The 25,172-nt window shown below is 72.9% G+C and carries 21 protein-coding genes and 1 tRNA gene; 16 read left to right on the top strand and 6 right to left on the bottom strand.

From position 1 onward, the window contains the following. The first annotated feature begins 90 nt into the window (after positions 1 to 90). The 16 genes from IF89_RS0109405 to IF89_RS0109330 all read left to right on the top strand — a co-directional run bounded on the left by IF89_RS0109405 (position 91) and on the right by IF89_RS0109330 (position 14,752). Positions 91 to 164: transfer RNA gene (locus IF89_RS0109405), tRNA-Thr, on the top strand. A 612-nt stretch (positions 165 to 776) separates the two neighbouring features. Next, entirely contained in the window at positions 777 to 1,136 is a 360-nt protein-coding gene (locus tag IF89_RS0109400) for a hypothetical protein (protein ID WP_030764014.1), read from the top strand. Between the two features lie 58 nt (positions 1,137 to 1,194). After that, positions 1,195 to 2,256 (top strand): class V lanthionine synthetase subunit LxmK, encoded by a 1,062-nt coding sequence (gene lxmK / locus IF89_RS0109395; RefSeq protein WP_234327708.1) that lies wholly within the window; start codon positions 1,195 to 1,197, stop codon positions 2,254 to 2,256. Further along, complete coding sequence (locus tag IF89_RS0109390) at positions 2,253 to 3,305, top strand: T3SS effector HopA1 family protein (RefSeq protein ID WP_051806915.1); 1,053 nt, start codon at positions 2,253 to 2,255, stop codon at positions 3,303 to 3,305. Before lxmK ends, IF89_RS0109390 begins: the two co-directional genes overlap by 4 nt. 127 nt (positions 3,306 to 3,432) lie before the next feature. Continuing rightward, on the top strand, positions 3,433 to 3,639 hold the full coding sequence (locus tag IF89_RS0109385; RefSeq protein WP_030025843.1) for an LxmA leader domain family RiPP: 207 nt from the start codon (positions 3,433 to 3,435) through the stop codon (positions 3,637 to 3,639). A gap of 66 nt (positions 3,640 to 3,705) precedes the next feature. Then, a complete protein-coding gene (locus IF89_RS46930; RefSeq protein WP_158717266.1) occupies positions 3,706 to 3,876 on the top strand; it encodes an LxmA leader domain family RiPP in 171 nt (56 codons plus the stop codon). 59 nt (positions 3,877 to 3,935) lie between these two features. Next, positions 3,936 to 4,106, top strand: a complete 171-nt coding sequence (locus IF89_RS45895; RefSeq protein WP_158717830.1) for an LxmA leader domain family RiPP — start codon at positions 3,936 to 3,938, stop codon at positions 4,104 to 4,106. A 173-nt stretch (positions 4,107 to 4,279) separates the two neighbouring features. Continuing rightward, complete coding sequence (locus IF89_RS0109370; RefSeq protein WP_030764005.1) at positions 4,280 to 5,326, top strand: methyltransferase; 1,047 nt, start codon at positions 4,280 to 4,282, stop codon at positions 5,324 to 5,326. Next, on the top strand, positions 5,319 to 6,206 hold the full coding sequence (locus IF89_RS0109365; protein ID WP_030764003.1) for an ABC transporter ATP-binding protein: 888 nt from the start codon (positions 5,319 to 5,321) through the stop codon (positions 6,204 to 6,206). Before IF89_RS0109370 ends, IF89_RS0109365 begins: the two co-directional genes overlap by 8 nt. Then, complete coding sequence (locus IF89_RS0109360; RefSeq protein ID WP_030764001.1) at positions 6,203 to 7,426, top strand: ABC transporter permease; 1,224 nt, start codon at positions 6,203 to 6,205, stop codon at positions 7,424 to 7,426. Before IF89_RS0109365 ends, IF89_RS0109360 begins: the two co-directional genes overlap by 4 nt. Then, positions 7,423 to 9,258, top strand: coding sequence for an ABC transporter ATP-binding protein (locus IF89_RS0109355; RefSeq protein ID WP_030763996.1), 1,836 nt, complete (start codon positions 7,423 to 7,425; stop codon positions 9,256 to 9,258). Before IF89_RS0109360 ends, IF89_RS0109355 begins: the two co-directional genes overlap by 4 nt. Further along, complete coding sequence (locus tag IF89_RS0109350) at positions 9,255 to 10,217, top strand: LLM class flavin-dependent oxidoreductase (protein WP_030763994.1); 963 nt, start codon at positions 9,255 to 9,257, stop codon at positions 10,215 to 10,217. Before IF89_RS0109355 ends, IF89_RS0109350 begins: the two co-directional genes overlap by 4 nt. Further along, the gene (locus tag IF89_RS0109345) at positions 10,214 to 10,930 is read left to right on the top strand and encodes a flavoprotein (protein WP_234327707.1); all 717 of its coding nucleotides are present in this window, start codon (positions 10,214 to 10,216) and stop codon (positions 10,928 to 10,930) included. The genes IF89_RS0109350 and IF89_RS0109345 overlap by 4 nt, the downstream gene beginning before the upstream one ends. Further along, positions 10,927 to 11,910 (top strand): hypothetical protein, encoded by a 984-nt coding sequence (locus IF89_RS40690; protein ID WP_051806914.1) that lies wholly within the window; start codon positions 10,927 to 10,929, stop codon positions 11,908 to 11,910. The genes IF89_RS0109345 and IF89_RS40690 overlap by 4 nt, the downstream gene beginning before the upstream one ends. After that, positions 11,910 to 14,426, top strand: coding sequence for a M16 family metallopeptidase (locus tag IF89_RS44505; protein ID WP_063831268.1), 2,517 nt, complete (start codon positions 11,910 to 11,912; stop codon positions 14,424 to 14,426). Before IF89_RS40690 ends, IF89_RS44505 begins: the two co-directional genes overlap by 1 nt. Next, positions 14,423 to 14,752 (top strand): hypothetical protein, encoded by a 330-nt coding sequence (locus IF89_RS0109330; protein WP_030763984.1) that lies wholly within the window; start codon positions 14,423 to 14,425, stop codon positions 14,750 to 14,752. Before IF89_RS44505 ends, IF89_RS0109330 begins: the two co-directional genes overlap by 4 nt. 37 nt (positions 14,753 to 14,789) lie before the next feature. On the opposite strand, the gene IF89_RS0109325 is transcribed toward IF89_RS0109330, so the two are convergent. From IF89_RS0109325 to IF89_RS0109300, 6 genes are all read right to left on the bottom strand, one after another. Beyond that, positions 14,790 to 15,752: a response regulator transcription factor gene (locus IF89_RS0109325; RefSeq protein WP_051806913.1), complete on the bottom strand. Its 963-nt coding sequence runs from the start codon at positions 15,750 to 15,752 to the stop codon at positions 14,790 to 14,792. A gap of 401 nt (positions 15,753 to 16,153) precedes the next feature. Continuing rightward, positions 16,154 to 20,251, bottom strand: a complete 4,098-nt coding sequence (locus IF89_RS0109320) for a non-ribosomal peptide synthetase (protein ID WP_051806912.1) — start codon at positions 20,249 to 20,251, stop codon at positions 16,154 to 16,156. A gap of 53 nt (positions 20,252 to 20,304) precedes the next feature. Continuing rightward, positions 20,305 to 21,627, bottom strand: a complete 1,323-nt coding sequence (locus tag IF89_RS0109315) for an MFS transporter (RefSeq protein WP_051806911.1) — start codon at positions 21,625 to 21,627, stop codon at positions 20,305 to 20,307. 12 nt (positions 21,628 to 21,639) lie between these two features. Then, positions 21,640 to 22,896 (bottom strand): aspartate kinase, encoded by a 1,257-nt coding sequence (locus tag IF89_RS0109310; RefSeq protein WP_158717829.1) that lies wholly within the window; start codon positions 22,894 to 22,896, stop codon positions 21,640 to 21,642. A 70-nt stretch (positions 22,897 to 22,966) separates the two neighbouring features. Next, on the bottom strand, positions 22,967 to 23,785 hold the full coding sequence (locus IF89_RS0109305; protein WP_051806909.1) for a homoserine O-acetyltransferase/O-succinyltransferase family protein: 819 nt from the start codon (positions 23,783 to 23,785) through the stop codon (positions 22,967 to 22,969). Further along, positions 23,782 to 25,161: an aspartate aminotransferase family protein gene (locus tag IF89_RS0109300; RefSeq protein WP_043193462.1), complete on the bottom strand. Its 1,380-nt coding sequence runs from the start codon at positions 25,159 to 25,161 to the stop codon at positions 23,782 to 23,784. Before IF89_RS0109300 ends, IF89_RS0109305 begins: the two co-directional genes overlap by 4 nt. Positions 25,162 to 25,172: the final 11 nt, after the last annotated feature.

The following is a 25,172-nucleotide window of genomic DNA, read 5'->3' as shown; positions in this document are numbered from 1 at the left end:
CCTGGTTCGGGGCACCCGCCGGGACCCTGTAGACTTGGCGCCGCTGCTGATGAGCGATCCCTTCCGAGGGAACACTTGTCTCCCGGCGGTGCCGCCTTAGCTCAGTTGGCCAGAGCAACGCACTCGTAATGCGTAGGTCTCGGGTTCGAATCCCGAAGGCGGCTCAGAGAAACCCCAGGTCACATTACCCGTAACCTGGGGTTTTCTGTTGCTCGGGGCATGCGGCGGCACGTGGCGATCGGCAGCGCGCGGCAGACCGCAGTCATGGAGTTGCTCCAAGCCTTCGTAAGTCATCGCTGGCACGTCCAGGTCGCCGGTGTGGACGATCATGTTTTCGTCGTCGGCCGGGGGCGAAGCGGGCGAAGCGGGTGTGCTCCTGGTGGTCCACGCCGTACCGGCCGTGGAGTCGGTGGGTCCAGGCGGGGACCCGCGTCGGCGGACGCCGGGTACGGGGAGTACCGCCAGGCGCGGGGCCGTACGGGCCGGCACACCCACCCGCGCCCCACCCCCCCCACGCACCTGACGCGTTCCGGCGGCACGCCTCCGGCGCAGGGGGGAGCCGACGCCTCGGCGCGGTCGATGCAGCTCCTCCACGAAGGCCCAGGTCAGCGACCTGGGCCTGGGGCGTTCCGCGGCCTCTTCAACGGCCCGGAGGCGGGTGCAGGAAGCTGAACCGCGCATACAGGAAGCTGAACGCTCTTTTCCCTCTCAGGGGCTCTCCGGCGCGGCAGAGTTGTCCTCGTCGAGAAGTGAACGACACCAGGAGGGGAAACGAAATGTCGAAGTCTGCCGCCGACAAGGAACGTTCGAAGAAGCGCTCGGTCTATGTGTTCACCGCAGTGGGACTGGTCGCCGGTATCGCCGTCGCGACCCTGACCGATTCGGGTGACTCGGAGGACCGTTCCGCCACGCCGACCGGCATTCACCAGGTCACCGCGACCGCCGTCACGGTGGCCGACGAGACGCCGGGCGAGCCGACGGAGCCGCAGGTCACGGCCGCTTCCATCCCGGGCTGGCAGAGCCCCGGCCAGCAGATCCCGGGCTGGCAGAGCCCGAGCCGGCAGAGCCCGCGCCCGTCGATCCCCGGCTGGCAGAGCCCGCCGGTGACCACCGGTCCCGCGACGCAGAGCATCTGAGGCCGGCCACCCGATGTCGACCACATTCGCTCCCGTCGATCTCGACGGAGTTCCTGCGGTGGAATCCTTTCTGGACCGCATGGGATTCGGCCACTTCGACAGGAATTCGCTCTCCGCGCCGATAGGCCGCAACGAAATATGGGCCGGCACTACGGAAAGCGGCCGCGAGGTCTTCGTCAAACGGCTCGTCGGAACCGGCGATGACGTCCGCGACCGGATGAGGCGCCTGCTCGCCTTCGAGCGGTTCGCCGTCACCCTCCCGCCCCACGCACTGCGCGGCCCGGTCTTCCTGGGCAACGACACCGCCGAACGGCTGGTCGCCTTCACCTACCTCGACGGCGCCCGCAGCGGTGCCGAGCTGATGGTGGACGAGAGCTTCGACGACGAGCTGGCCGGCCAGGTCGGCCGCGCCATCGGCCTCCTGCACGGCGCGGAGCACCCCGGCCCCGAGGAGCTGGACACCACCCCGCCGGCGCTGCCCTCCCTGGACTTCCTCCAGGGCCTGCCTCCGGGCATGTTCGACAACCTGGGCTTCGCCGAACTCCAGGCCTGGCGCCTGATGCAGAGCGACGCACAGCTGGTCGAAGCACTGACGCGGCTGCGCGCCGCCGAGGCTGCCGCGCCCAAGGTCCCCTCCCACTGCGACTTCCGCGTCGACCAGCTCCTGCTCACCGACGAGGGCCTGTACGTGGCGGACTGGGAGGAGTTCCGGCTCGCCGACCCCGCCCGCGACGTGGGCAGCTTCGCCGGCGAGTGGCTCTACCGCTCCATCCTCGACGTGGTCACCACCCGTGGCGACGAAGAGGGCAGCGGGCCCGAGGAGTACGAGCTCACCCACGAGGCGATCCTCAGCCGCGGCGTGGCCAAGATCGAACGCCTGCGGCCCAAGATCCGGCACTTCTGGCGGGCGTACGCCGCCGTACGCCCCGACATGGACCCCGGACTCCCCGAGCGGGCCGCCGCCTTCGCCGGCTGGCACATGCTCGACCGCCTGATCGCAGGCAGCGCGCAGCGGATGCGTCTGTCCGGCATCGAGCGGGCGGCCGCCGGCATCGGCCGCAACATCCTTCTCCACCCCCAGAAGTTCGTCACCGCCCTCGGATTGGAGGTAACCCAGTGACCACGGGAACGAGAACAAGAACGAGCCACGGCACCGGCTCCGGCACCGAAGCCCCGCCCGCCGCGCTGCTCCAGGCCCTGGAACGCGTCCGCATCGCCGACGACCGCCTCTCCGCGACCGTCGCGGGCCGCGAACTGACCGCGGACAGCCCCGGTGAGCTCAAGACCCTCCTGGGCACCGCCCTGTACGAGACCCTGCACTCCGGCCAGGACGAGTCGGCCTCCAAGCTGCCGCGGATCCTGCGCGACACCGACTTCGAGCGGCGCCTCGGCGACGCCGTACCGCACCGCACCGTCACCGCCGAGGCCGTGGTGCTTCCCCAGCCGGCCGGTACCCCCGCCGACGCCGCCGACGTGCTCGTCCTGCGGGACGGCATCCGGACATGGGCCCCCCGGCAGGCCATGAGCGTCACCGCCCCGGCACCCGGCACCCTCGTCGAACTGGACGTGCCGGCCGCGCGGCCCGCGCTCTCCCCCGGCTTCTTCGTCGTCACCAGCCCGGTCAACCGTGGCGCGCCGACGGAACTGCTGCGCGTCTACCTGAACCTGAGCGATTCCCAGGCCGCCCCGCACGCCTGGCGGGCCGTCCTGGCCCGGCTCAACGAGCTGGAGATCGCGTACCAGGCCAAGGTCCTCTCCTGCCTGCCGCTCTACCCGAGGCGCGACGCCCTCGTCGTCTACCTCCAGCCCGACGCCTGGCACGCCGTTCCGGTCCTCGCCGAACTGGCGCCGTCCCTGCCCGGACTGGGCGCCGAGACATCGCACTTCGTCCACCGCGTCGCCCCCGGCGTCGGCGTGGCCTTCGAGCCCGCGGACCACCGGCCGGCCATGCGCGGCCTCAGCTTCGGACAGCACCGCGCCGGCGCCGCCGCCGAAGCCCTGCTCGACCGAGCCCGGCACGGCACCCCGCTGACCGAGGCGCTCACGGCCCGCTTCACGCAGGCCGGCATCGACCCGCACCGTCCGGCGCGCAACCTCACCTCGCCGGAACTCCCCGCACCCGCAACCCCGGGCGCGACCGGCACCGCCCCGACGGCCGCCGCGGCCTGAGGGGGCTGCAGGGCGTGAGTGCCCGCGCACCCGCTCCCTGCTTCCACCTCAGTACGTACCGCACGTGCACCACGTACGGCACACCTCTCAGGTGCCCACCGGGCACCCTTCCACAAGGAGAAGAACCATGGACAACGCTTCGATGATGGACCTGGTCGCCGGCTACAACACCTACGCCGAGGCCTCGGAGCTGGGTATCCAGGCGGTCGCCGACGCCCCGGCCACCACCCCGGTCTGCGCCGCGACCGTCGCCGCGTCCGCCGTGTCCTCCGGCTGGTGCGCCTCGGCCGCCGCCTCCGCCGCCGGTGGCGCCACCTACAAGCTCGGCTGCTGATCCCCGCGGGATTCCCGCAGCCGCCGTCCCCCGTACGCAACGAGCCGACGAAGGGAGGTGAACCACATGTCCCACGACCAGAACACCCTTGAGGAGCTGGTGACGGGTTACGAGTCCTATGCCGACGCCGACGAGATCGAGGTCGATGCGGTGACCGGCGCCCCGGCCACCACCCCGTTCTGCGGTGCCGCCGCGAGCTTCATGCTCAGCTACGTCACCACCAACGGACCCGGCTGAGCCGGAGCCCTCAGCCCAACTCAGCGTTCACGCACACTAATTGAAGGGAGACGAACGCCATGAGAAACGACCGGAGCACGCTCGAAGACCTGGTGACGGGTTACGAGTCCTATGCCGACGCCGACGAGATCGAGGTCGATGCGGTGACCGGCGCCCCGGCCACCACCCCGTTCTGCGGCGCCGTGGCGAGCTTCGCGCTCAGCTACGTCACCACCAACGGGCCGGGCTAGAACGCCCGCGGCGGGTGCCCCACTCCGGGCACCCGCCGCCCCCGGGGCCTCACGGCACCGCGCCCACCCCGGGCACCCGCGCCCCCACCTGACGTCCGGGCACCGTGCCCGCCCCCCTTCCGGGCCCCGTGCCCGTCGAACCTCTCACTTCCACAACGGGAAGCCCAGGCGAAATGACCGACAACAGCGCACACACCCAGACCCTCCTCGACATGTCCGACCTCCTCAAGCCCAACGCCGTCCGCGTGGCCGCCACCCTCGGCATCGCCGACCTGGTGGCTGAAGGAGGCGGCACTGCCGCGACGCTGGCCGAACGGGCCGGAGCGCACCCCGAGGTGTTCGCGAAGCTCCTGCGCTACCTCGTGGAACTGGGGCTGTTCACGGTCGACGCCGACGGCGTCCACGCCCTCACCGACCTCTCCCGCCCCCTGCTGCGCAGCCATGAGCCGAGCCTCGCCCAGTACCTCAGCATGGAGGGCCTGTTCGGCCGTGTCTCCCTCGGACTGGTGGGCCTGCTGCACACCGTGCGGACCGGGGAGGCCTCCCACGCCGCCGTGTTCGGCCGCGACTACTGGGACGAGATCAACACCGACCCGGTCTACGTCAGAGCCCTGGAGGCCGAGGGGCCGACCGAGGCCGGCTGGGACGCCGACGCCGTCATCCGCGGGTACGACTGGTCGACGGTCCGCAGCGTCGCCGACGTCGGCGGCAACAACGGCACCCTGCTCATCGAGCTGCTGCGCACCCACCCGCACCTGCGGGGCACCGTCATCGACCTGCCCAACGTCGCGGGGATCGCCGCCCGCCGCATCGAGGAGGCCGGCCTGGCCGACCGCGGCACCGCCGTCGCCGCCAGCTTCTTCGAGGAACTGCCCAAGGGACACGACGTCTACCTGCTGTCGGGGATCCTCGCCGACTGGAGCGACGAGAAGTCCGTGGCCATCCTGCGCCGCGTCGCCGAGGCCGCCGGCCCCGACGGGCGGGTGCTCCTCGCCGAGATCAACCTGCCCGAGATGGGCACGGGCCTCGCCGCCGCCGACACCGCGCTGCGCGTCGCCGCCACCGTCCCGGTCCCCGCCCGGACCGTCGAGGCCGTCAAGGACCTGGCCGACCGGGCCGGTCTCACCCCGACCTGGCAGGGTCCGGTCACCCCGGTGCGGTCCGTCGTCGAGTTTTCCCCCGTCGCCGGGGACCGCGTCCCGGAGGTGGCCGGTGCTTGAGTTCGACGCTCTCACCAAGGCGTTCGGCGACAAGAAGGTCCTGCGCGGACTGTCCTTCCAGGTCCGTCCCGGCGAGCTGTACGGGTTCTGCGGAGCCAACGGCGCCGGCAAGACCACCGCCATGCGCATCGCGCTCGGCATGCTGGCCGCCGACACCGGCGAGGTCCGCTTCGAGGGCCGCCCCGTCGACAGCGCCGGTCGCCGCCTCATCGGCTACATGCCCGAGGAGCGGGGCCTGTACGGCAAGATGCGCCCCCGCGACCAGCTCGTCTACTTCGCCCGGCTCAGCGGCATGGGGGCCCGCGAGGCCAAGACCCGGGCCGACGAGTGGATCGAGCGCCTCGGGGTCAAGATGGGCCCCAAGGACGTGCTGGACAAGCTGTCGCTGGGCAATCAGCAGAAGGTCCAGCTGATCGCCGCCCTGATCCACCGCCCGGGTGTGCTGATCCTGGACGAGCCGTTCTCCGGCCTTGACCCGGTCGCCTCCGACGCGATGGCGCAGGCGCTGACCGAGTTCACCCGCGACGGCGTCCCCGTCGTCTTCTCCAGCCACCAGCTCGACCTGGTGGAGCGGCTGTGCGACCGGGTGGGCATCGTCCGCGACGGCGCCCTGGTCGCCGAGGGGACGGTGGAGGAACTGCGCGGCAGGACCACCCGCCGCCTGGAGATCGCCCTGGAGGGCGCTCCGGCCGGGTGGGCGTCGGCCGTTGCCGGCACCCGCGTCGTCGAGGCGCGCCACAACCGCTACACGCTGGAGGTCGAGGAGCAGGTCCCCGTACGGGAGATCCTCTCGGCCGCCCAGACCCACGGCGACATCGTCCACTTCGCCTGGCGCGAGTCGTCCCTGACCGAAATCTTCCGCGAGGCGGTGGCAGCATGAACCGGAACACCCCGCACGGGCCGCTCACCCTCGTCGGCCTCGTCGCCTGGCGCGAGATCGTCACGCAGTTCCAGCGCAAGGAGCTGTGGGCCTCCCTCGTCATGATGATCCTGGTGTTCTGCGGTGCCCTCGGGCTGCAGAAGGTCTTCACCGGCGCCGCGGACCGTCCGGTCCTCGCCGTCGTCGGCGAACACCGGGACCTGACCGAATCGCTGCGCGCGCAGACCGCCGGGGCCTCCGGCGACGGTGGCGCGCGCGGCGTGGAGGTCGTCTCCTACGAGAGCGAGGCGGCCGCGGAGGCCGCCGTACGGGCGGAGAAGGCCGACGCCGCGCTGGTCGGCGAGGGCCGTGTCCTGGTCCGCGAGAAGCTCCCCGAGCCGCTGGCCGGCCCGCTGTACGAGGCCCATCGCACGGCGCAGACCACCGAACAGCTGCGGGACGGCGGCCTGACCGACCCCGCCATCGCGCGCGCCCTGGCCGTACAGCCGCTGACCGTGTCCGCGCTCGACCCGGACGCGGACCGCAGGACCGAGCGGACCATGACCGCCGCGATCGGCGTGATGGCCCTGTTCTTCCTGACCTTCATGTTCGGCCAGGGCATCGCCCAGGGCGTCCTGGAGGAGAAGTCCAGCCGCATCGTGGAGGTGCTGCTGGCCAAGGTGCACGCCTGGCAGCTGCTGGCGGGCAAGGTGCTCGGCATCGGGCTCGTGGCGTTCGTGCAGATCAGCGCCATGGCGGCGGGCGGCGTCACGGTCGCCATCGCCGCCGACCTGGTGGACGCGCCGGTCGACGCGATCGGCACCAGCGTGTCCGTGGTGCTCTGGTTCATCCCCGGCTTCCTGGGATTCGCCGCCCTGTGGGCCGTGGCGGGGGCCCTGGCCTCCCGGGCCGAGGACCTCCAGCACGCGGCCGGCCCGGTCAGCATGCTCCAGACCTTGAGCCTGATGGCCGCGCTGGCGCCCTTCACCGGGATCAGCGACACCCTCACCCGGGTGCTCTCCCTGGTGCCGGGCCTGTCCTCGGCCGTCATGCCGGTCCGGATGGCGAGCGAGAACGTGCCGTGGTGGGAGGTCGCCCTGGCCGCCGTCCTGCTGCTCGGTTCGATCGCCGCGCTGCTGCGCGTCGGCGGCCGGATCTACATCGGTGGCCTGCTCCAGCACGGCGGCATCGTCAAGGCCCGGACCGCCCTGCGCAACGCCCGACTGGGGGGAATGTCATGACCGCCACCACCGCGACCGAGGCGGCCGCCGAACGCGCCGCCGACTCCTGGGACGGTGAGCTGCGCATCCTGCGCGAGCTGTTCCGGCCCGGCAACCGGCTCCAGATGGCCGTGATCGCCCTGCTCGCGGCGGTCTCCGCCGCCGCCACCCTCGCACTGCCGCTGGTCGTCGCCGAGCTGGTCCAGCAGGTCCAGCAGGGCCAGGGACTCACCCGGGCCGCCCTGCTGATGATCGGCACCGGACTGGGCTCCGCCCTGGCGGGCGCGCTCGCCGCGTTCCTGCTGTCCCGCCTCGGCGAGCAGCTCGTCCGCCGGCTGCGCATCACCACCATGCGGCGCGGCCTGGCCATGCGGCTGTCCGACGCCAAAGCGGTGGGCAGCGGCGACCTCGCCACCCGGTTGACCGCCGACGCCATGCAGCTCAAGGGCGCCATCAACATCGGGCCGATCCAGCTCCCGATGGCCGCGATCACCCTGCTCGGCACCATCGTCATCATGGGCGTCCTGGACTGGGTGCTGCTCCTGATCACCCTGGCCGGATTCGTGTGCGCCCTGGCCATAGTCGCCGTCGTGATCCGCGGGCTGCGGCGCACGTACCAGAACATGCAGGACGACATCGGCACGCTGACCCACCAGTTCATCACCGCACTCGACGCCCTGGTCGTCATCAAGGCGTACCGGGCGGAGGAGCGGGTCGGCCACACCCTGGACGGTCACGCACGGCGGCTGGAGAAGCTCGGCGTGGACGCGGCGCGCATGGAGTCGCTGGTCGTCCCCGTGATCAACCTGGGCCAGCAGATCGCCCTGTTGACCGTACTGCTCGGCGGCGGCTCCCGGCTCGTCTCAGGTGACCTCGCCCTCCCCGACTTCGTCGCCTTCCTCCTCTACCTGCTCCAGCTGACCGCTCCCCTGATCATGGCGGCCTCCGGTGCCGCGCAGATCCAGGCCGGGCTCACCTCCCGGCAGCGGTTCAACGACGTCTTCGCCCTACCGGTGGAGGACCTGGCGCCCGCCGCGGCGGAGCCGGCCCGGACGGCGGGCGGCCGGAACACCCCCGGTCCGGCCCCCGCCGTCCGCTTCGAGGACGTGACCTTCGGCTATGGCGACGAACCCGTCCTGCGCGGCGTGGACTTCGAGGTGCCCGCCCGGGGTCTGACGGCCGTCGTCGGTCTCTCCGGCGCCGGCAAGTCCACCGCGCTGGCCCTCATCGAACGGTTCATGGAGCCGCAGTCGGGCCGTGTGCACCTGTTCGGCGAGGAGGCCGCGCGCCTGCCGCTGAACGAGCTGCGCGGCCGGATCGCCTTCGTCGACCAGGCGTTCACCCTGCTCGGCGACACCGTACGGGCCAACCTGTGCCTGGGCCTGGCCGCCGTACCGACCGACGAGGAGCTGTACGCGGCGCTCGCCGCGGTCGGCCTCGACACCTCCGTCCGGGCGCTGCCCGACGGCCTGGACACCGTCCTCGGCGGCGCCCACGACCTCTCCGGCGGTCAGCGCCAGAGGGTCGCCCTGGCCCGCGCGGTTCTGGCGGAAGGGAGCCTGGTCCTCCTCGACGAGCCGTCCTCGCAGCTCGACAGCGTCAACGAGCAGCGGCTGCGGCAGATCGTCGACACCCTCGCCGAGGACCGCGCGGTCCTGGTGGTCGCGCACCGCCTGTCCACCGTCCGGCACGCCGCGAAGGTCGTCGTCATGGACCGCGGCCGGGTCATCGCCGAGGGCACGCATGACGAGCTGCTCGACTCCAGCCCCGCCTACAGCGAACTGGTCAGTGCCCAGTTGCTCAGCGGCGCCGCCTCCCCGGCGGCCCGGTCCACGAAGGAAGTCACGGCATGACCAAGTACTCGATCATGATGCCGTTCATGCCGACCCGGCACGAGCAGGCGCTCCCGCTGGCCGCGCTGGTCGCCTCCGGCGCGGCGGACCGGCTGTGGCAGGGCCAGGCCCTGATGTCCGAGCCCTACCAGACCTTCACGTACGCGGCGGCCTCCGGATTCCGGATCCCGGTGGGCACGGCGGTCACGCTGATGCCCTTCCGACACCCGATCGAGGCCGCGCTCCAGGCCAAGTCCCTCGCGGTGACCACCGGCCACCCGGTGGTCGCGGGCATCGGACCGGGCGCGGCGATCCTCCAGAAGAACGTGCTGGGCGCGCCCTACCGCAGCCAGCTGGGTGCGGTGCGCGAGTACTTCACCATCATGGGCGGCCTGCTGGCCGGCCGCGAGGTCGAGCTGCGCGGCGAGTACTTCGACTGCCGCATCGGGCTGCCGTCCCTGCCGGGACCGCGCGTCGAGCTCGGCGCCGGCGTGCTGCGGCCGAAGATGGCCCGGCTGGCCGGTGAGGTGGCGGACGTGGCCATCACGTGGCTGACCCCGCCGAAGTACCTGCGGGACGTCATCGTTCCCGAGCTCCGGGCCGGGGCCGAGGCCGTGGGCCGGCCGGTGCCGCGCCTGGTGGCGATGGTCCCGGTGGCGCTGACCGCGCCCGACCGGGACCCGGCGAAGCTGGTCCTGGCCGGCAACACCGGTCACCTGTCGATGCCGCACTACCAGGACATGCTGCGGCGCTCGGGCATCGACATCGACCAGCCCGACCCGCTGTCCGTCGCGAAGGCCGTGATCGAGGGCGGCGCGTTCGTCCACGGCGACATCAGCGAGGTGCGTGACCGGCTCGTGGAGTACGCGCAGGTGGGCGTCGACGAGATCGCGCTGAACCTGACCGGTGTGTGCCAGGTGGAGGGGCTGCCCTCCGCGCTGGCAGACCTGCAAGCGATGCTGCCGGAGCTGACGCGGTGAGCGCCGGTACGCAGGCCGTCGCGACCCCGGTGGTTCCGGCCCCGGCCACTGTTCCGGCGGCGGTCGCCGCGCAGGCCGCCCCCGGTTCCGTGGCCGCCGTACCGGCGCCCGCGCTGGGGATCTCGCGGCTGCTGCTCGTGGTGACCGGGGCCGTGGCCGCCGCCGAACTGCCGTACTGGCTTGGTTGGTTGCGCAGCACGTACCCGTCCCTGGAGCTGCGGATCGGGGTGACCGCGAGCGCCGAGCGGTTCGTCAGCCGGGTCACGCTCGCCGGGCACAGCGGCGCCGAGGTCCTGCCGGACCGGTGGGCCGAGGACGAGGTGCACGCGCGGCACGTGCTGTGGACGGAGTGGGCCGAAGCCGTGGTCGTCGCCCCCGCCACCCTGCACTTCATGGCGCGCCTTGCCCTCGGGCTGGCCGACAGCCCCGCGCTGCTGGCCGCGCAGTGCACCACCGCCCCGGTGGTGCTGCTGCCCGCGCTGCCGCCGGGCGGGCTGCACAGCGCCGCCTACCGGGCCCATCACGCGGCGCTGGCCGCCCGTCCCAACGTGGCCGTGCTGCCGCCGCGTCCCGGGCTCTCCATGACCACGGGCCGCGAGGACGCCTGGGCGCCCGCGCCGCTGCCGGACGCGCTCGCGATGGTCGAGCAGCGCCGCCGCGAACTGGCCGCCGCCGGGTCCGTGCCCCTCCCGACGCCGGCGAGCACGCTGTGACCGCCACCGCCACCGCCACCGCCACCGCCACCGCCACCGCCACCGCCGTCAAGGAGGCCGCCGAGGACGTCGGCGGCGGTCCCGTCCGCTTCGGGACCGGGCTGCTGCGCACGACCGTCCACGGCGGCCTGTGGATCCGCGAGCCCGGACCGCTCGCCCCCGCCGGCTTCCACCCGCTGCCGACCCCGCTCCCCGAGATCCCCCGGACCCCGGGCGTGCGCCTGGTCCACGGGGAGGAGCTGCCCGGCGGCGCGCGCGCCTACCGGGGCCTGTCCGGGGACGAGTCCGTGGCCGGCCACCTGCTGCGGCACGGCCCTCACCCTGGGCTGCGCCCGGCTCTGCACGCCCTCGGCCGGGCCCTCGCCGCGCTGCACACCGCGCCGGTCCCTGTGCCCGTCCGGGCCGGCGTGCCGGCTCCGTCCACCGCCTCGCGCGGCTGGGCCCGGCTCGACGCGTGGCTCGCCGGCCGCGCGCCGGAGGTCTGGGCCGCGCAGGCCGCGTCCGTACTGCGCGAGCGGCTCGGCGCCGAGCGCTGGCACCGGCTGCGCGACTGGACCGCCGAACTCGCCGCCGACCCGGCCCTCGTCGTGTCCCACGGCGCGCCCGGCCTCGGCTCGCTCGTCGCCGCCCCGGTGTCCGGCCCCGCCGCCGACGGCCCCGTGGAGCTGCTGGCCGGCGAGGACCTGTGCCTCGCCCCCTGGTACTCCGACGTGGGCTGGGCCGTCGGCGAGCTCACCGAGCTCGCCTGGCAGCTCTCCGGCGACAGCCGGGCCTGGCAGTCCCTCGTCGACGCCGTCGAGGAGGGGTACGGGCGCCCCCTCGGCCCGCTGCGGCCGCGGCTGGCGGCCCTGCGCATCGCCCTGCACCTGCACGATTACACCGCCTACGTCGGCTGGCAGCCGGAGACCGTCGAACGCTTCGCGGGCTTCCTCGGCTACCTCACCGGCTTCGGCGGTCCCACTGCACCAGGAGACCACTGATGCACCGGTTCACCCTGCCCAACGGGCTCCGGGTGCTGCTCGCCCCCTCCCACGGGCACCCCCGGGTGGCGGTTGCCGTGCACTACGGGGTCGGGTTCCGGTCCGAACCCCCCGGCCGCGAGGGCTTCGCGCACCTCTTCGAGCACCTCATGTTCCAGGGCAGCGCCCAGCTGGCCGGAGGCGAGTTCTACGACCGGATCCACCGGCTCGGCGGTTCCGCGAACGGCACCACGCACCAGGACTACACCGACTACTACCAGGCCGTGCCCGCCTCCGCCCTCGACATGGCGCTGTTCGCCGAAGCCGACCGGATGCGGGCGCCGCTGTTCACCGAGGAGGCCCTCGCGGAGCAGCTCGAGGGCGTCGCCCTGGAGATCCGCGGGACGACCTTGGACCGCCCGTACGGCGGCTTCCCCTGGCCGCTGCTGCCCGCCGTGCTCTACCGCTCGTACGCCAACGCGCACGACGGGTACGGGGACGCGGAGCGGCTGCGCAGCGCGACCGTCACCGACTGCCGGGCCTTCTTCGCCGAGCATTACGCGCCCGGCAACGCCGTGCTGACGCTCGTCGGCGGGTTCGACGCGGTCGAGGCCCGCGCGCTGGTCGAGCGGTACTTCGGGGACATCCCTGGGCGGCCGGTGCCCGCCCGCCCGGACCTGGGCGAGCGGGCGCCGGAAGCGGACCGGTGGGCGTACGGCACCGAACCGGGCGTGCCCGCGACCGCCGTGGCGCTCGGCTACCGGCTGCCGGACCCCGCCCGCGACCTTGGCGGGTACCTCGCGCACACCGTGCTGGCCCGGTTGCTGCGCGCCACCGGCGGGCAGGGCGGTGGCGGTCCCGTCGAGACGAGCTGCGGCTTCTTCGGGCCGCTCGACGCCCTGGCCCCCGAGACCCTGGTGGTCACCGGGCTGCTGCCGCCGGACGCCGCGCCCGAACGGTTCGTGGAACGGGTCGACGCCGGGCTGGCGCACTGGGCGGAGCCGGGCGCGGCGGGCCACGGCGAGGCGGTCCGCACGGCCGTCCGCGACCTGGCCCTGGACCACGTGCGCCGCCACGACGATCTGCAGACCCGGGCCCGCGCGTTGGGCCGGCTGGAGCTGCTCTTCGGCCGCCCCGGACTCCTCGCCGAGCTGCCGGACCTGCTGGCCGACGTCGGCCCCGCGGAAGTGGCCGGGGCGGCGCGGGCGCTGCGCGGGTCGGCGCGGGCCGTGCTGGTGCTGACACCGGGCGCCGAGCGCACACGCCCGGCGCCGTACGAGGCCCCGGCCGCCCCGGGCGGCCGCGCGGGCACCACCGGCGAGCCGGTGGTGCCCGCGCGGGCCGAGACCCTCACCCCGGCCGGCACCCGCGTGGTCTGCTACCGGGACGTGCGGACCCCGCTCGCCGAGCTGCGGATCAAGGCGCCGCTCGGTCCGGACGGCTGGCGGGATCCGGGTCGGATCCGGCGGCTGGTGTACGAGGCCCAGCTGCGGGCGGGGGCGGCCTGGCGGGCCACGGGACACTTCGGCACCGTCCGGGTGACCACGGACGACCAGTGGCTGGAAGTGAGCGGTCACACGCCGGCCGAGCGGGCCGGGGACTGGCTGCGTACGGTCGTCGGGACGGTCCTGGCCGCCGGTACGGCCGCGGCGAACGGGCCCGCGCACGCCTCTGTGTCGGCCGCTCCGGCCGCGACCGCGCTCCAGCGGGCCGCCGACGCCGCACTGCGCCTGCGGCTGCTCCCGGGGGCCGGCAACGCCGCCGCACTGCCCGGCCCCGCGGGCGCCGTGGTCGTGGTGACGGGTCCCGGCGACCCGGACGCCACGGCCGCCCTCGTGACCCGTACCCTCGCCGGGTGGAGCGCCGCCGATGCCGTCACCCCCGAGGGGGCGGCGCCGGGGCCCGCAGACGCCTACGGGGAGGACACTGTGCTGACCCTGCACCGGCCGGGTGCCGCCGAGGCGCACGTGACCCTTTGTGCGCCCGCAGCGATGAGCACCGCGACCGAGGCCGCGGACTACCTGGCCACGGCCGCGCTGGGCGGCTGGTTCGGCTCCCGGCTGGCCGTCGACCGCACCCCCGGCCTGACCGTGATCGTCGGCCGCGACACGGTCGCGGCGGGCCACCGCGCTTACCTGCGGGCCTGGCACGAAGGGCCGTACCGGCCGCATACAGTGGGGGAGTTGCGCGAGCGGGTGCGCCGGCTGGCGCGCGAGCCGTTCACAGCGGCCGAGACGGACGCCACGCGGATCTTCTGCGAGGGTCAGGTGCTGAGCGTGTTCGACGCACAGGAGACCCTTGCGGACATGCTCTGCCAGACCGCCGCCTACGGGCACGACGCGACCTGGCTCATGCGCCTGCCCCGGGCGTTGCGCGAGGCCTCGCCGGCCGATGTCTCCCGAGCCGCCGTACGGATGTTCGCGGAGCGCCCGCTGACAGCCCTGGCCGTGCGGACGGACGCGGGGGACCTGACGGAGACGGCTGACATGGCGGACACGGACGGGGCGGCGCGGGTCCCGGGCGGGCGGGCGGCATGACCGACGGCCCTCACGAGCCCGCGCCGCGGGACACCGGTGCGCTGACCTTCCTGCGCGTCCTGGTGATGCCGTCCCCGGCGGCGTCCGTGTCGGCCCACGGGCGGTCCGGGGCGCCGGAGACCACGGCCGTGCGGGTGTCGTCCCTCCTGCCGCCGGGATGGCGCGCAACGGTGCAGTTCTTCGCGGTCGGCTTTTCGCTGGCGGTCGTCCTGCCGGAGGCGACGGCCGCAGAGGCCGTCACCGAGGAGCTGCGGAGGCTGTGGCAGGACCCGGGGCTGGTCGGCTGGGAGTGGCTGCTCGACCCCGAGGACACCCCGGCCCGCTGACGCGGCCGGGGGTCCCGGACCCGGGATCCGGCGCTGGTCAGATCCAGCCGCGGTCGCGGGCCAGCAGCGCCGCCTGGAAGCGGTTGGCCGCGTCCAGGCGGCCCATGAGCGCGGCCACGTACTTGCGGTAGGTGCGGACGGAGACGCCGACCTCGCGCGCGCCGATCTCGTCCTTGTCGACCATCTGCATGGTGGCCAGGATCTGCCTTTCCAGCTCGGACAGTCCGCCCTCGGGGCCCCCGCCCTCCGCAGGGCTGCCGACGACCTCGTCGAGTTCGCGGCTCTCGGCCCAGATCCGGTCGAAGAGCGAGATCATGCCGCCGACGAGGCCCGGCTCGCGGACGGCCACCGCGCCCAGCGTCGAGTCGTTCGGGTCGATGGGCGCCAGTGCCGTCTGCCGGTCGAAGACCAGCAGCCGTTCGGCGGTCCGTTCCACGACCCGGATCCGTACCCCCTTGGTGGTCAGTTCCTGCAGGTAGCTGGCGGTGGCCAGGTCGGCGACGGCGCCGCTCTCCACGATGGTGCGCATCGCGACCCCGCGCCGCAGCAGCTGCTCGGTGAGCGGCCGGGCGGCGTCGATGTTGTCCTTCGTCATGGGGCCGCCCGGCTGGGTGGCGAGCAGTTCGGTCCGACAGAAGAACGACAACTCGTCGAGTTTCTCGCGGACTTTGACCAGTCCTTCGAGCCGTTCGATGAGTGGCGCGTCGGTCTGGGAGTCTCCGTACGGGCCCCCGTTGTCGAATTCCTGCTCGCGCAGCAGGGATTCGAGCAGGTCCCGGGTCTCCGAGACGTGCCGCATTTCTTCGTGCAGGGCCTTGAGCCGCCGCTCGACGAGCCGGGCGACCACCGTGCTCGGCGCGACCGGCCGGTAGACCTCCGTCCCGTCGGCGGTGGCCATGCCCATGGCCACGAGAGTGTTCAACACGGATTCCACGGCCTCGGTGTCGTCACAGCCGAGGTGGACCGCCAGGGTGTGCGGCGTGGCGCGTGTACAGCGCAACAGGCCTCTGTATGCCTGCTCTTGCCTTTCCTCTACTCCGAGCCGACCCAAATGGTGATGCACGTGATCCCCCCGCATCGCTTTCACCTGGGCTTCTGGTCAAGCCCAAGCAAAATCGGATGATAGTGCGGTGATCGTTCCACGGCTACGCTTTCGGCTTTCGGCCGGCCTTTTCACGCCACGGCCCCGCCCGTCCGATGCGCGACCGGACAGGACCTGGTCAGCAGGACGCGTAGGTCTCCGGTGCGAATCCCGAAGGCGGCTCCATCGAAGCCCCGGGATTCACTCGCCGTGACCCGGGGCTTCTGCTTTTTCGTTTCGCGCAGGGGAAACCCCGGGCGGCAGTGGCCGGCCCGGGGTCTGTGGGGGCCGGGGCGCGGTTGGGCCGCGCCCCGGGGCGGTCAGGACTCGTCTGCGGTGCGGAGGGCCTTGGCGGCCAGTTGGACGCCCGGGGTGCGCAGGAAGGTGTAGTGGTCGCCGGGGACGCGGACGGTACGGGTGGCCGTGCCGAGGAGGGCGGTCCACTGGGCCGACAGGTCGGGGGACTGCTCGGCGCAGACCACGACGACCGGGGCTGCCACGGGCTCCGGGCGGTGGCCGCCGATCAGGGTGATGTGGGCCTTGAACACCTGGAACCTGCGGTTGATGTCCTCCTGGACCTCCTCGCTGTCGCCCGATCCGCCCGTCAGCTTCTCGCCGAACCAGCGCAGCTGCTCGGCCACCGGGGTGGTCTGCGGGTCGGGCAGTTCGCCCGCGTCGGGGCCGAGGGCGCGGGCGCCGTCCAGGACGAACTGGGCGGCGAAGGCCTGCTCGCTCACCCCGGAGACGTCGTCCGCGGAGAACGGGGTGTCCAGCAGGCCGACCAGGGCGACCTCGGCGCCGGACGCCTCCAGGCGGCGGGCGACCTGGAGGGCGAGCAGACCGCCCATCGACCAGCCGGCCAGGCGGTAGGGGCCGGACGGCTGCGCCCGGCGTACGGCCTCGGTGTACGCGTCGGCCATCTCGCCCAGGTCCTTGCGCGGCTCGGTGCCGGGCCGCAGGCCCGCGGCCTGCACGCCGAGCACCCGGTAGCGGTCCTGGAGTTCCTGCATCAGGCCGAAGTAGGGGTACACGGTGCCGCCGACGGCGTGGATCAGGAACAACGGGTCGCCGTCGGTGCGCTCCGACAGGGGCACGATGGTGCCCGAGTCGGCGCCGGCGGCCGCGGCGGCCGGGGTACCCGCGGCGGCCGGGGCGGCCGCCTCCTCCAGGGCTTCGAGGTCGTCCAGCTCGTCCAGCGGGGCGTCCTCCAGGCCGTGCTTGGCGACCAGGGCCGCGGCGAGCCGGGCGGGCGTGGGCGCGAGGAAGATCGCGGTCACGTCCGTGTCGACGCCGAGGTCCTTGCGCAGGCGGGTGATCACCTGCATCGCCTGGAGGGAGTTGCCGCCCATCTCGAAGAAGTTGTCCTCGGCGCCCACCCGGGGCAGCTTGAGGACGTCGGAGACCATGTCGGCGAGGACCGTCTCCAGGATGGTCCGCGGAGCGACGTAGTCGCCCGCGTCCCCGGCGCTGTCCGGGGCGGGCAGGGCGGCCCGGTCGACCTTGCCGTTCGCGTTGAGCGGGAAGGTGTCGAGGATGATCAGGTGGGCGGGGACCATGAACGCGGGCAGTGCCTCGCCCAGGTGCGCCCGCAGGTCGCCGACGGTGACGGCCGGTGCGTCGGGGTTGGTCCGCGCGTAGCCGATGAGGTTCTTCTGGCCGGCCTGGTCCTCGCCGACGATGATGATCGCCTGGGCGACGGAGGGGTGGGCGGCGAGTACGGCCTCGATCTCGCCGAGCTCCACGCGCAGTCCGCGGATCTTGACCTGGTGGTCGAGGCGGCCGAGGTACTGCAGGTTGCCGTCCGGCAGGCGGCGCGCGAGGTCGCCGGTCTTGTACATGCGCGCGTCCGGGTCCTCGCTGAAGGGGTCCGTGACGAAGCGCTCGGCGGTCAGCTCGGGCCGGCCCAGGTAGCCGCGGGTGACGCTGGCGCCGCCGATGTGGAGTTCGCCCGCGACGCCGACCGGTACGGGGTTGAGGTGCTTGTCCAGCACGTACGCCGTGTAGTTCGTCAGGGGCAGGCCGATCGGCGGCGGGTCGATGCCGTCGTCCTGGCACCGTGCCATGGTCGAGCCGACCGTGGTCTCGGTGGGGCCGTAGCCGTTGATGAAGCGCATGCCGGGGCGCGCCCAGTTGCGGACCAGCTCCGAGGAGAAGGCCTCGCCGCCGGCGATGACGACGCGCAGGCTCGGGAACTGCTCCTCCGCGAGGAGGTTCAGCACGGCCGGGGGCAGGCACATGAAGGTGATGCCCTCGCCGCGGATCAGGTCGGCCAGCCGCGGCGGGGAGAGGAGGGTCTGCGTGCTGCCGAGGACCAGGGTGGAGCCGGACAGCAGCGCGCCGAAGATGTCCAGGACGGACACGTCGAAGTTGAGCGAGGCGAACTGCAGGATCCGGTCGCCCGGGCCGAGCGGCCAGAACTCGATCTCGGCGTAGCAGAAGTTGACGGCGTTGCGGTGCTCGACGACGACGCCCTTGGGGCGGCCGGTGGAGCCCGAGGTGTAGATGACGTAGGCGACGTTCGACGGGTCCGCGAGGGCTTCGACGGGGCTGTCGTCCAGCGCGGTCAGCTCGGTCCAGGACCGGTCCAGGTCCAGCACCGTGACGTCGTCCGTGGGGACCGCGGAGGCGCTGGGCCCGTCGGTGAGGACCACGGCCATCTTCGCGTCCTCGACCATGAAGGCGAGGCGGTCGGCCGGGTACTCCGGGTCCAGCGGCACGTAGCCGCCGCCGGCCTTGAGGATGCCCATCAGGCCGACGATGCGGCGCACGGTGCGCTGCATGCTGACGCCGACGAGGGACTCCGGGCCGACGCCGAGCTCGCGCAGGCGGCGGGCGACCTGGTTGGCATGGGCGTCGAGCTGGGCGTAGGTCAGGCCCTCGCCGTCGAGTTCGACGGCCATGACGTCGGGGTGGGCCGCGACCTTGGCCTCGAAGGCCTGGTGCAGGTTCCAGTCGGGGAAGTCGGCCTTGTCGCTGTTCCAGGTGACGAGCTCCTGGTGCAGCTCCGCCTCGGTCATGATCGGGAGCTGCGATATCCGGGCGTCGGGGTCGGTCAGGAGGCCGTCGAGGAGCGTCTCGAAGTGGCCGAGCAGGCGCTGCGCGGTGGCCGCGTCGTACAGGGCGGTGGCGTAGCTGAGGTTCAGCCCCAGCCGGCCGCCGCTCTCGACGGCGGAGACCAACAGGTCGAACTTGGCCGCTTCGGCGGGGAGTTCCTCGGAGGCCCAGGTCATGCCCGCGGGACGCAGGTCCCGCTTCTGGTCGTCGGACAGCATGAAGCCGACCTGGAACACCGGGGAGCGCGAGGGGTCGCGGGGGGCCTTGGCGGCCTCCACGATCTTGGCGAAGGGCAGGTCCTGGTGGCCGAAGGCGCCCAGGGTGGCGGTCTTGGTGCGCTCCAGGACCTCGCGGAAGGTCGGGTCGCCGGACAGGTCGACCCGGACCGGCAGGGTGTTGATCAGGTAGCCGATCACCGGCTGGAGCTCGGGGCGGCTGCGGTTGGCGCTGACGGTGCCGACCACGATGTCGTCCTGGCCGCTGTAGCGGTGCAGCAGGACGTGGTAGGCGGCCATCAGGGTCATGAACAGGGTCGCGCCCTCGTCGCGGCCGAGCGCGGTGAGCCGGGCCAGGACCTTGTCGCCGAGGTCCCTGGACTCCGTGGTGCCCTGGTACGTCTGGACCAGCGGGCGGGGGCGGTCGGTCGGCAGCTGGAGGACGGGTGCGCCCTGAAGGTTCTCGCTCCAGTACTCGGTCAGCTCCCGCAGCGTCTCGCCCTGCAGCCGGTCGCGCTCCCAGACGGCGAAGTCGGCGAACTGGACGGGCAGTTCGGGCAGCTGGGGCGCGGTACCGGCGACGGCGGCGGCGTACGACTCGGAGAGTTCCGCCAGCAGTACGGGGAACGACGAGCCGTCGAAGACGGTGTGGTGGACGGTGATCAGCAGGACGTGGTGCTCGTCGGAGAGCTGCTGCAGCAGGGCGCGGAACAGGGGGCCGCGCTCCAGCTCGAACGGGCGGGCCGTCTCCTTCTGCGCCGCCGCCCGCCAGGCCTCCTCGACCTCGTCCGCGGCGACGTGCCGCTGGTCCACGAAGGCCAGCTCGACGGGCGCGGCCGGGTCGACCACCTGGACGGGCGCGCCGTCCACGGTGACCAGGCGGGTGCGCAGCGCCTCGTGGCGGGCGACGAGGGCGTCCAGTGCCGCACCGAGGGCGGCGCGGTCGAGGGCACCGGTCATGCGTACGGCGCCGGCGATGGTGTAGGTGGATTCCCCGGGGGCCAGCTGGTCGATGAACCAGAGCTGTTCCTGTCCGTACGACAACGGCAGGTCCTGCAGCGCGGGCGAGCGGCGGGGGATCGAGGAGATCGGGGGGGCCGTGCGACGCAGCCTGGCGGTCAGCGCGGCCCGCTGGGAATCGGTCAACATGACTGGGTGGTCCTTCTTTCAGGCAAGGGGAGGGGGCAGCGTCCGGGGTGCGGTCACGACTCGGCCGCGCGTGACGGCGCGACGCTTGTGGCCGGCTCGGCTTCTTCGGGGCCCTGTGGCATCTCGCGCAACCGGTAGACGGGCGAGAAGGTGATCCACGCGGCCGGCAGCACGATGCCTGCGACGCCGGCGGCCAGGGCGGTGCGGAGCCCGAACACGGAGGCCAGCGAGCCGGCCAGCAGGGCGCCGAGCGGGATGGTGCCGTAGAGGATGAGGCGGTAGCTGGCGTTCATCCGCCCCAGCAGGCGGGCCGGTGTCACGGTCTGGCGCAGGGTGAGCGAGTTGACGTTGAAGACGGCCAGGTTGAAGCCGTGCACGGCCAGGGTCGCGCCCAGCACCAGCAGGGAGAGCAGGCCCTTGTCGCCGGGTACGAGCAGCAGTACGGGCGACAGGCAGGCCAGGAGCGTGACCAGGCGCAGCGCCGGGCCGAAGCCCAGGCGCCTGCTGATCCGTCCGGAGAACGTCGCGCCGAGCAGCGCGCCGACCGAGCCGGCGCCGACGACCAGGCCGAGCTGGAACGGGCTGAGGTCCAGTGTCCTGACCGCGTACACCAGGAAGACGGTCGTCATGACGTTCTCGAAGAGGTTGAACACGGCCGACTGGGTGGCCAGGTGCCGCAGGATGCGGCTGCCGACCACGGTGCGCAGGCCCTCGACGATGTCGGCGCGTACCGACGTGCGTTCGGCGGGCTGCTCCGGCTCGGCCTCGGGCCTGCGGATCCACCACAGGGCCAGGGCCGAGGCCAGGTAGGTGGCGGCTCCCACGGTCAGCGCGACGGGCGCGGTCAGCGCGCCGACGAGGAAGCCGGCCAGGCCGGGGCCGGCGATACCGGCCACCGAGTAGCTGGCGGTCATCTTGCTGTTCGCGTCCGCCAGGTCGTCCTTGTCGACGAGTCCCGGGATGTAGGAGAGGATCCCCACATCGAACAGGACCGTCGCCACGCCGGCCAGGAACCCGACGGCGTAGAGCCACGGGAGCGAGAGCACGCCGAGCAGGTGCGCCAGCGGCAGGGCGCCGATGAGCAGCACCCGGACCGCGTCGGCCGCGATCAGGGTCGGCCGCCTGCGCCGCCGGTCGAACCAGACTCCGGCCAGCAGAGTCACCAGTACGTACGGGGCGAACCTGGCGACATTGAGCAGGCCGATCTGGAACGCGCTGGCGTTCAGGGTGATGACCGCCGCCAGCGGCAGCGCGATGTCGGTCACCTGTGAGCCGACGAGCGAGACCGTCTGCCCGCTCCAGAGTTTGACGAAGTCCCGGTTGGCGAGGACGCCGCGTCGGCCCGCGGTGTCCTCACGCGCCTGCGTGGTGGTCATGCTCCCGCCCTCTCAGTTGGCTCGTCCCGCGCCGACGGGCTGCGGCGCGGCAGCAGCGTCGGTGTGCAGGCCGAAGGCGCTGTGCAGGACCCGGGCGGCCTCGTCGACCGCGCCGGAGGCGACGTGGCAGGAGACCCGGCTGGGGGTGCTGGTGACCAGCACCGGGCGGATCCCGGTGCGCTCCAGCGATTCGAGGATCTGCAGGGTGACCTCGGACCGGTTGCCGCAGGCGTCCCCGGCCACGCTCACACTGCCGAGGTCCTCGTCGTGGACCGCGACGGCGGCGCCTATGTCGCCGAGGGCGGCGATGACCGCCTGCGGTTCGGCGCCGGGCGAGGTGAAGCGGAGCTCGCCCGGGCTGCCGATGATGGAGCCGACGGGCAGGCCGTGGCCGGCGAGCGCCGCCGAGACCTGCGCCGGCGTCAGGCCGTCGACCTGGTAGAGCGGGTCGTGCCGACGGTGGGCGACGCCGGTGATCCTGGCGGTCTCGAACATGTCGTTGTCCTCCCTGCCTTCTGTGATCCAGGTGCCCGGCTCGCCGGTGAACGAGGAGCGGACGTGGATGGCGACGCCGTGCGCCGCCGCGAGCTCCACCGCGCGCGGCTGCATCACCTGGGCGCCCGCCTCGGCGAGCTGGAGCATCGCCTCGTGGCTGAGCCGGTCCAGGCGCCGTGCGTCGGGGACCACCCGGGGGTCGGCGGTGAAGACGCCGGGCACGTCGGTCCAGATGTCGCACTCGGGCAGGCCGAGCGCGGCCGCCACGGCGATGGCCGAGGCGTCCGAGCCGCCGCGGCCCAGGGTGGTGACGTCACCGTCGTCGGTGACGCCCTGGTAGCCGGTGACCAGCACGATCAGCCCCTGTTCCAGGGCCGCCACGATCCGTTGCGGGTCGATCGACTGCATACGGGCGTTGCCGTGCGCGGTGTCGGTCAGCACACCGGCCTGGCGGCCGTTCAGGGAGACGGCACGTTCGCCCAGCTCGTGCACGGCGATCGCCGCGAGGGCGCACGACATGGACTCGCCCACCGCCAGGAGCGCGTCCAGCTCCCGAGCGTCGGGCTGCGCCGTCAGGACGTTCGCCATCTCCAGCAGGTCGTCGGTGGTGTCCGACATCGCGGACAGGACCGCGACGACGTCCGCGCCGGCGCGCCTGGCATCGACCAGGCGCTGCGCGACCCGGCGCAGCCGGTCCATGTCGCCCACCGAGGAGCCGCCGAACTTCCACACCACCGGGCGCAGGGGCCGCCCGGTGGGGCCGGTCGCGGTCACGGGGGCCACATCGGCCACGGGGGCCACGGGGGACAGGGGTGACTGTGGTGACACTGGTCCTCCCCGTCCTCTACCGCGCGGCCGACTGGTCGCCGACCAGCCGGACCCAGCTCGCGAAGAACGCCAGGCTGTGGCTGCGCCACAGCCGCAGCGGCCGGTCCAGGTCCACGCCGACCGGTGCCCGTACGCCCGCCACCTGCTGGCCCACGTCCCGGTGGTACTCCTCGGCCAGGCGCGAGCCGTAGTACTCGGGGTGGCCGGTGTGCATCAGCACGGAGTGGTCGTAGGACTCGGCGATGACCGTGCCCGCGCCCTCGGCCCGCGCCAGTGCCCGGACCGTGGTGCTGGCGTCCAGTGCCTTGTCGTCGAAGCCGGCGAAGCGGCTGTGCGTGGACCAGAAGCGGTCGTCGAGGGCGGAGGCGATGGGACCGTCCTGCGCCAGCAGCTCGGTCTCGTACATCCCCGAGATCTTCTCGGAGTAGGTGTCCTTGGGCAGCCCGTAGACCAGGTGGCCCACACCCATCGCGCCCCAGCACAGGCCGAGCAGCGGCGACCCCTGCGCGTGGACGTCCTGCACCATGTCGTTCAGCTCGTCCATGAACCGCACCTCCTCGAAGGGGAGGTGCTCCACCGCCGCGCCGCTGACGATCAGGCCGTCCAGCGGTGCGTCCGCGGTGGCCTCCTGGTAGGTGCGGTACGTCGCGGCGATGCGGGCCGGGTCGTCGAGGCGGTAGCGGCGGGAGGAGATCCTGATCCACTGCAGTTCGAAGGGTCCCGACAGGGACAGCTGCGGCATCAGCCAGTTCTCGTACTGCTCCGCGTTCGGCATCAGGTTGACGATGCCGATGCGCGGCGGGCGGCCGGCCCGTCCGGACACGAGGGTGCTCATCGGCCGGCCTCCGCGGCGAGTTCCGCCTCCAGCGTGGTGAGGGCGTCGCGCAGGATCGCCACGGCCTCGTCGGCGATCTCGACGGTGATGTTCAGCGGCGGCAGCAGTCGCACGACGCTGTCGCCCCGTCCGCCGAGTTCGACGATCAGGCCCCGGCGCAGTGCCTCCTGCTGGAACCTGGCGGCGACGCCGGTGGCGTCGGCCGTCCCGGCGGCGGCCATCTCCATGCCGAGCATGAGGCCGAGGCCGCGTACGTCGGAGACCAGCGGGCTGTCGCCGAGCAGGGTCAGCTCGCCGAGCAGGTGGTCGCCGATCTTGCGTACGTGGGCGAGCAGGTCCTCGCGCTCGACGACGTCCAGGAAGGCGTTGGCGCTGGCGAAGGCGAGGTTGTTGCCGCGGAAGGTGCCGATGTGGCTGCCGGGCGTCCAGGTGTCCAGGTGTTTGCGGTAGAGGATGGCGGCGACCGGCAGACCCATCCCGGACAGGCCCTTGGAGGCCACGACGACGTCGGGTGTGATGCCGTACTGCTCGAAGGCGAACCAGGTGCCGGTACGGCCGCAGCCGGTCTGGACCTCGTCCACGATCAGCGGGATGCCGAGCTCTCGAGCGGTGTCGGCGACCCGGTGGACGAACTCCCGGCGGGCCGGGATGGCGCCGCCCTCGCCTTGGACCAGCTCCATGATGATCGCGGCCGGCAGCTGCACCCCGCCGTGGGTGTCGGTGAGGGTGTTGACCAGGACCTCGGCGCAGTTGGTGCTGCAGTTCTGGGGAGCCAGGCCGACGGGGCAGCGATGGCAGTAGGAGTAGGGGGTGAAGTGGATGCCGGGCAGCAGGTTGTGCAGACCGGTTTTCGGCGCGTGCTCCGAGGTCAGGGACATGGCGCCCTGGGTGGAGCCGTGGTAGGCCCCCTGGAAGACGACGACCTGGCCGCGGCCGGTCGCCTTCTTGCACAGCTTGATCGCGGCCTCGACGGCGTCGGAGCCGGTGGGACCGCAGAAGTGCATCTTGTAGTCGTCCCGGATGTTCTCCGGGAGCATCCCGATCTGCCGGCGTTTGAACTCGTCGCGCACCGGGGTCGGGAAGTCGAGGCCGTGCGTCAGTTTCGGCAGCTGAGCGGTCACGGCCGCGACCAGCTCCGGGTGGTTGTGGCCCAGCGCGAGGACGCCCGCGCCGGAGAGGAAGTCGATGTAGCGGCGGCCGTCGACGTCGGTGATGTGGGACCCGGAGGCCTCGGCGATCGCGACCGGGATCCGGCGCGGGTAGGTGCGGGCGTTGGACTCGGTGGCGGCCTGGCTGTCGAGCAGCACACGGCCGTTGGGTCCGGGCCGGGTGAGGTCGACAGCCGGTCTCGGTGAGCTCGCTTCGAGCGTCTGCATGATCGTCTCTC

The sequence above is a fragment of the Streptomyces sp. NRRL F-2664 genome, from assembly GCF_000719345.1.
In the GTDB taxonomy this organism is placed as follows: Bacteria; Actinomycetota; Actinomycetes; order Streptomycetales; family Streptomycetaceae; genus Streptomyces.
Note: the sequence above shows the minus strand (reverse complement) of the source record. Positions and strands in the feature narration are given on the sequence as shown.

Bases quoted from the DNA above. Each gene is read 5' to 3' on its own strand.
- IF89_RS0109400 (WP_030764014.1), top strand. From the start codon at position 777: ATGTCGAAGTCTGCCGCCGACAAGGAACGTTCGAAGAAGCGCTCGGTC.
- IF89_RS0109385 (WP_030025843.1), top strand. From the start codon at position 3,433: ATGGACAACGCTTCGATGATGGACCTGGTCGCCGGCTACAACACCTAC.
- IF89_RS46930 (WP_158717266.1), top strand. From the start codon at position 3,706: ATGTCCCACGACCAGAACACCCTTGAGGAGCTGGTGACGGGTTACGAG.
- IF89_RS45895 (WP_158717830.1), top strand. From the start codon at position 3,936: ATGAGAAACGACCGGAGCACGCTCGAAGACCTGGTGACGGGTTACGAG.
- IF89_RS0109370 (WP_030764005.1), top strand. From the start codon at position 4,280: ATGACCGACAACAGCGCACACACCCAGACCCTCCTCGACATGTCCGAC.
- IF89_RS0109360 (WP_030764001.1), top strand. From the start codon at position 6,203: ATGAACCGGAACACCCCGCACGGGCCGCTCACCCTCGTCGGCCTCGTC.
- IF89_RS0109355 (WP_030763996.1), top strand. From the start codon at position 7,423: ATGACCGCCACCACCGCGACCGAGGCGGCCGCCGAACGCGCCGCCGAC.
- IF89_RS0109350 (WP_030763994.1), top strand. From the start codon at position 9,255: ATGACCAAGTACTCGATCATGATGCCGTTCATGCCGACCCGGCACGAG.
- IF89_RS44505 (WP_063831268.1), top strand. From the start codon at position 11,910: ATGCACCGGTTCACCCTGCCCAACGGGCTCCGGGTGCTGCTCGCCCCC.
- IF89_RS0109330 (WP_030763984.1), top strand. From the start codon at position 14,423: ATGACCGACGGCCCTCACGAGCCCGCGCCGCGGGACACCGGTGCGCTG.
- IF89_RS0109320 (WP_051806912.1), bottom strand. From the start codon at position 20,251: ATGTTGACCGATTCCCAGCGGGCCGCGCTGACCGCCAGGCTGCGTCGC.
- IF89_RS0109315 (WP_051806911.1), bottom strand. From the start codon at position 21,627: ATGACCACCACGCAGGCGCGTGAGGACACCGCGGGCCGACGCGGCGTC.
- IF89_RS0109305 (WP_051806909.1), bottom strand. From the start codon at position 23,785: ATGAGCACCCTCGTGTCCGGACGGGCCGGCCGCCCGCCGCGCATCGGC.
- IF89_RS0109300 (WP_043193462.1), bottom strand. From the start codon at position 25,161: ATGCAGACGCTCGAAGCGAGCTCACCGAGACCGGCTGTCGACCTCACC.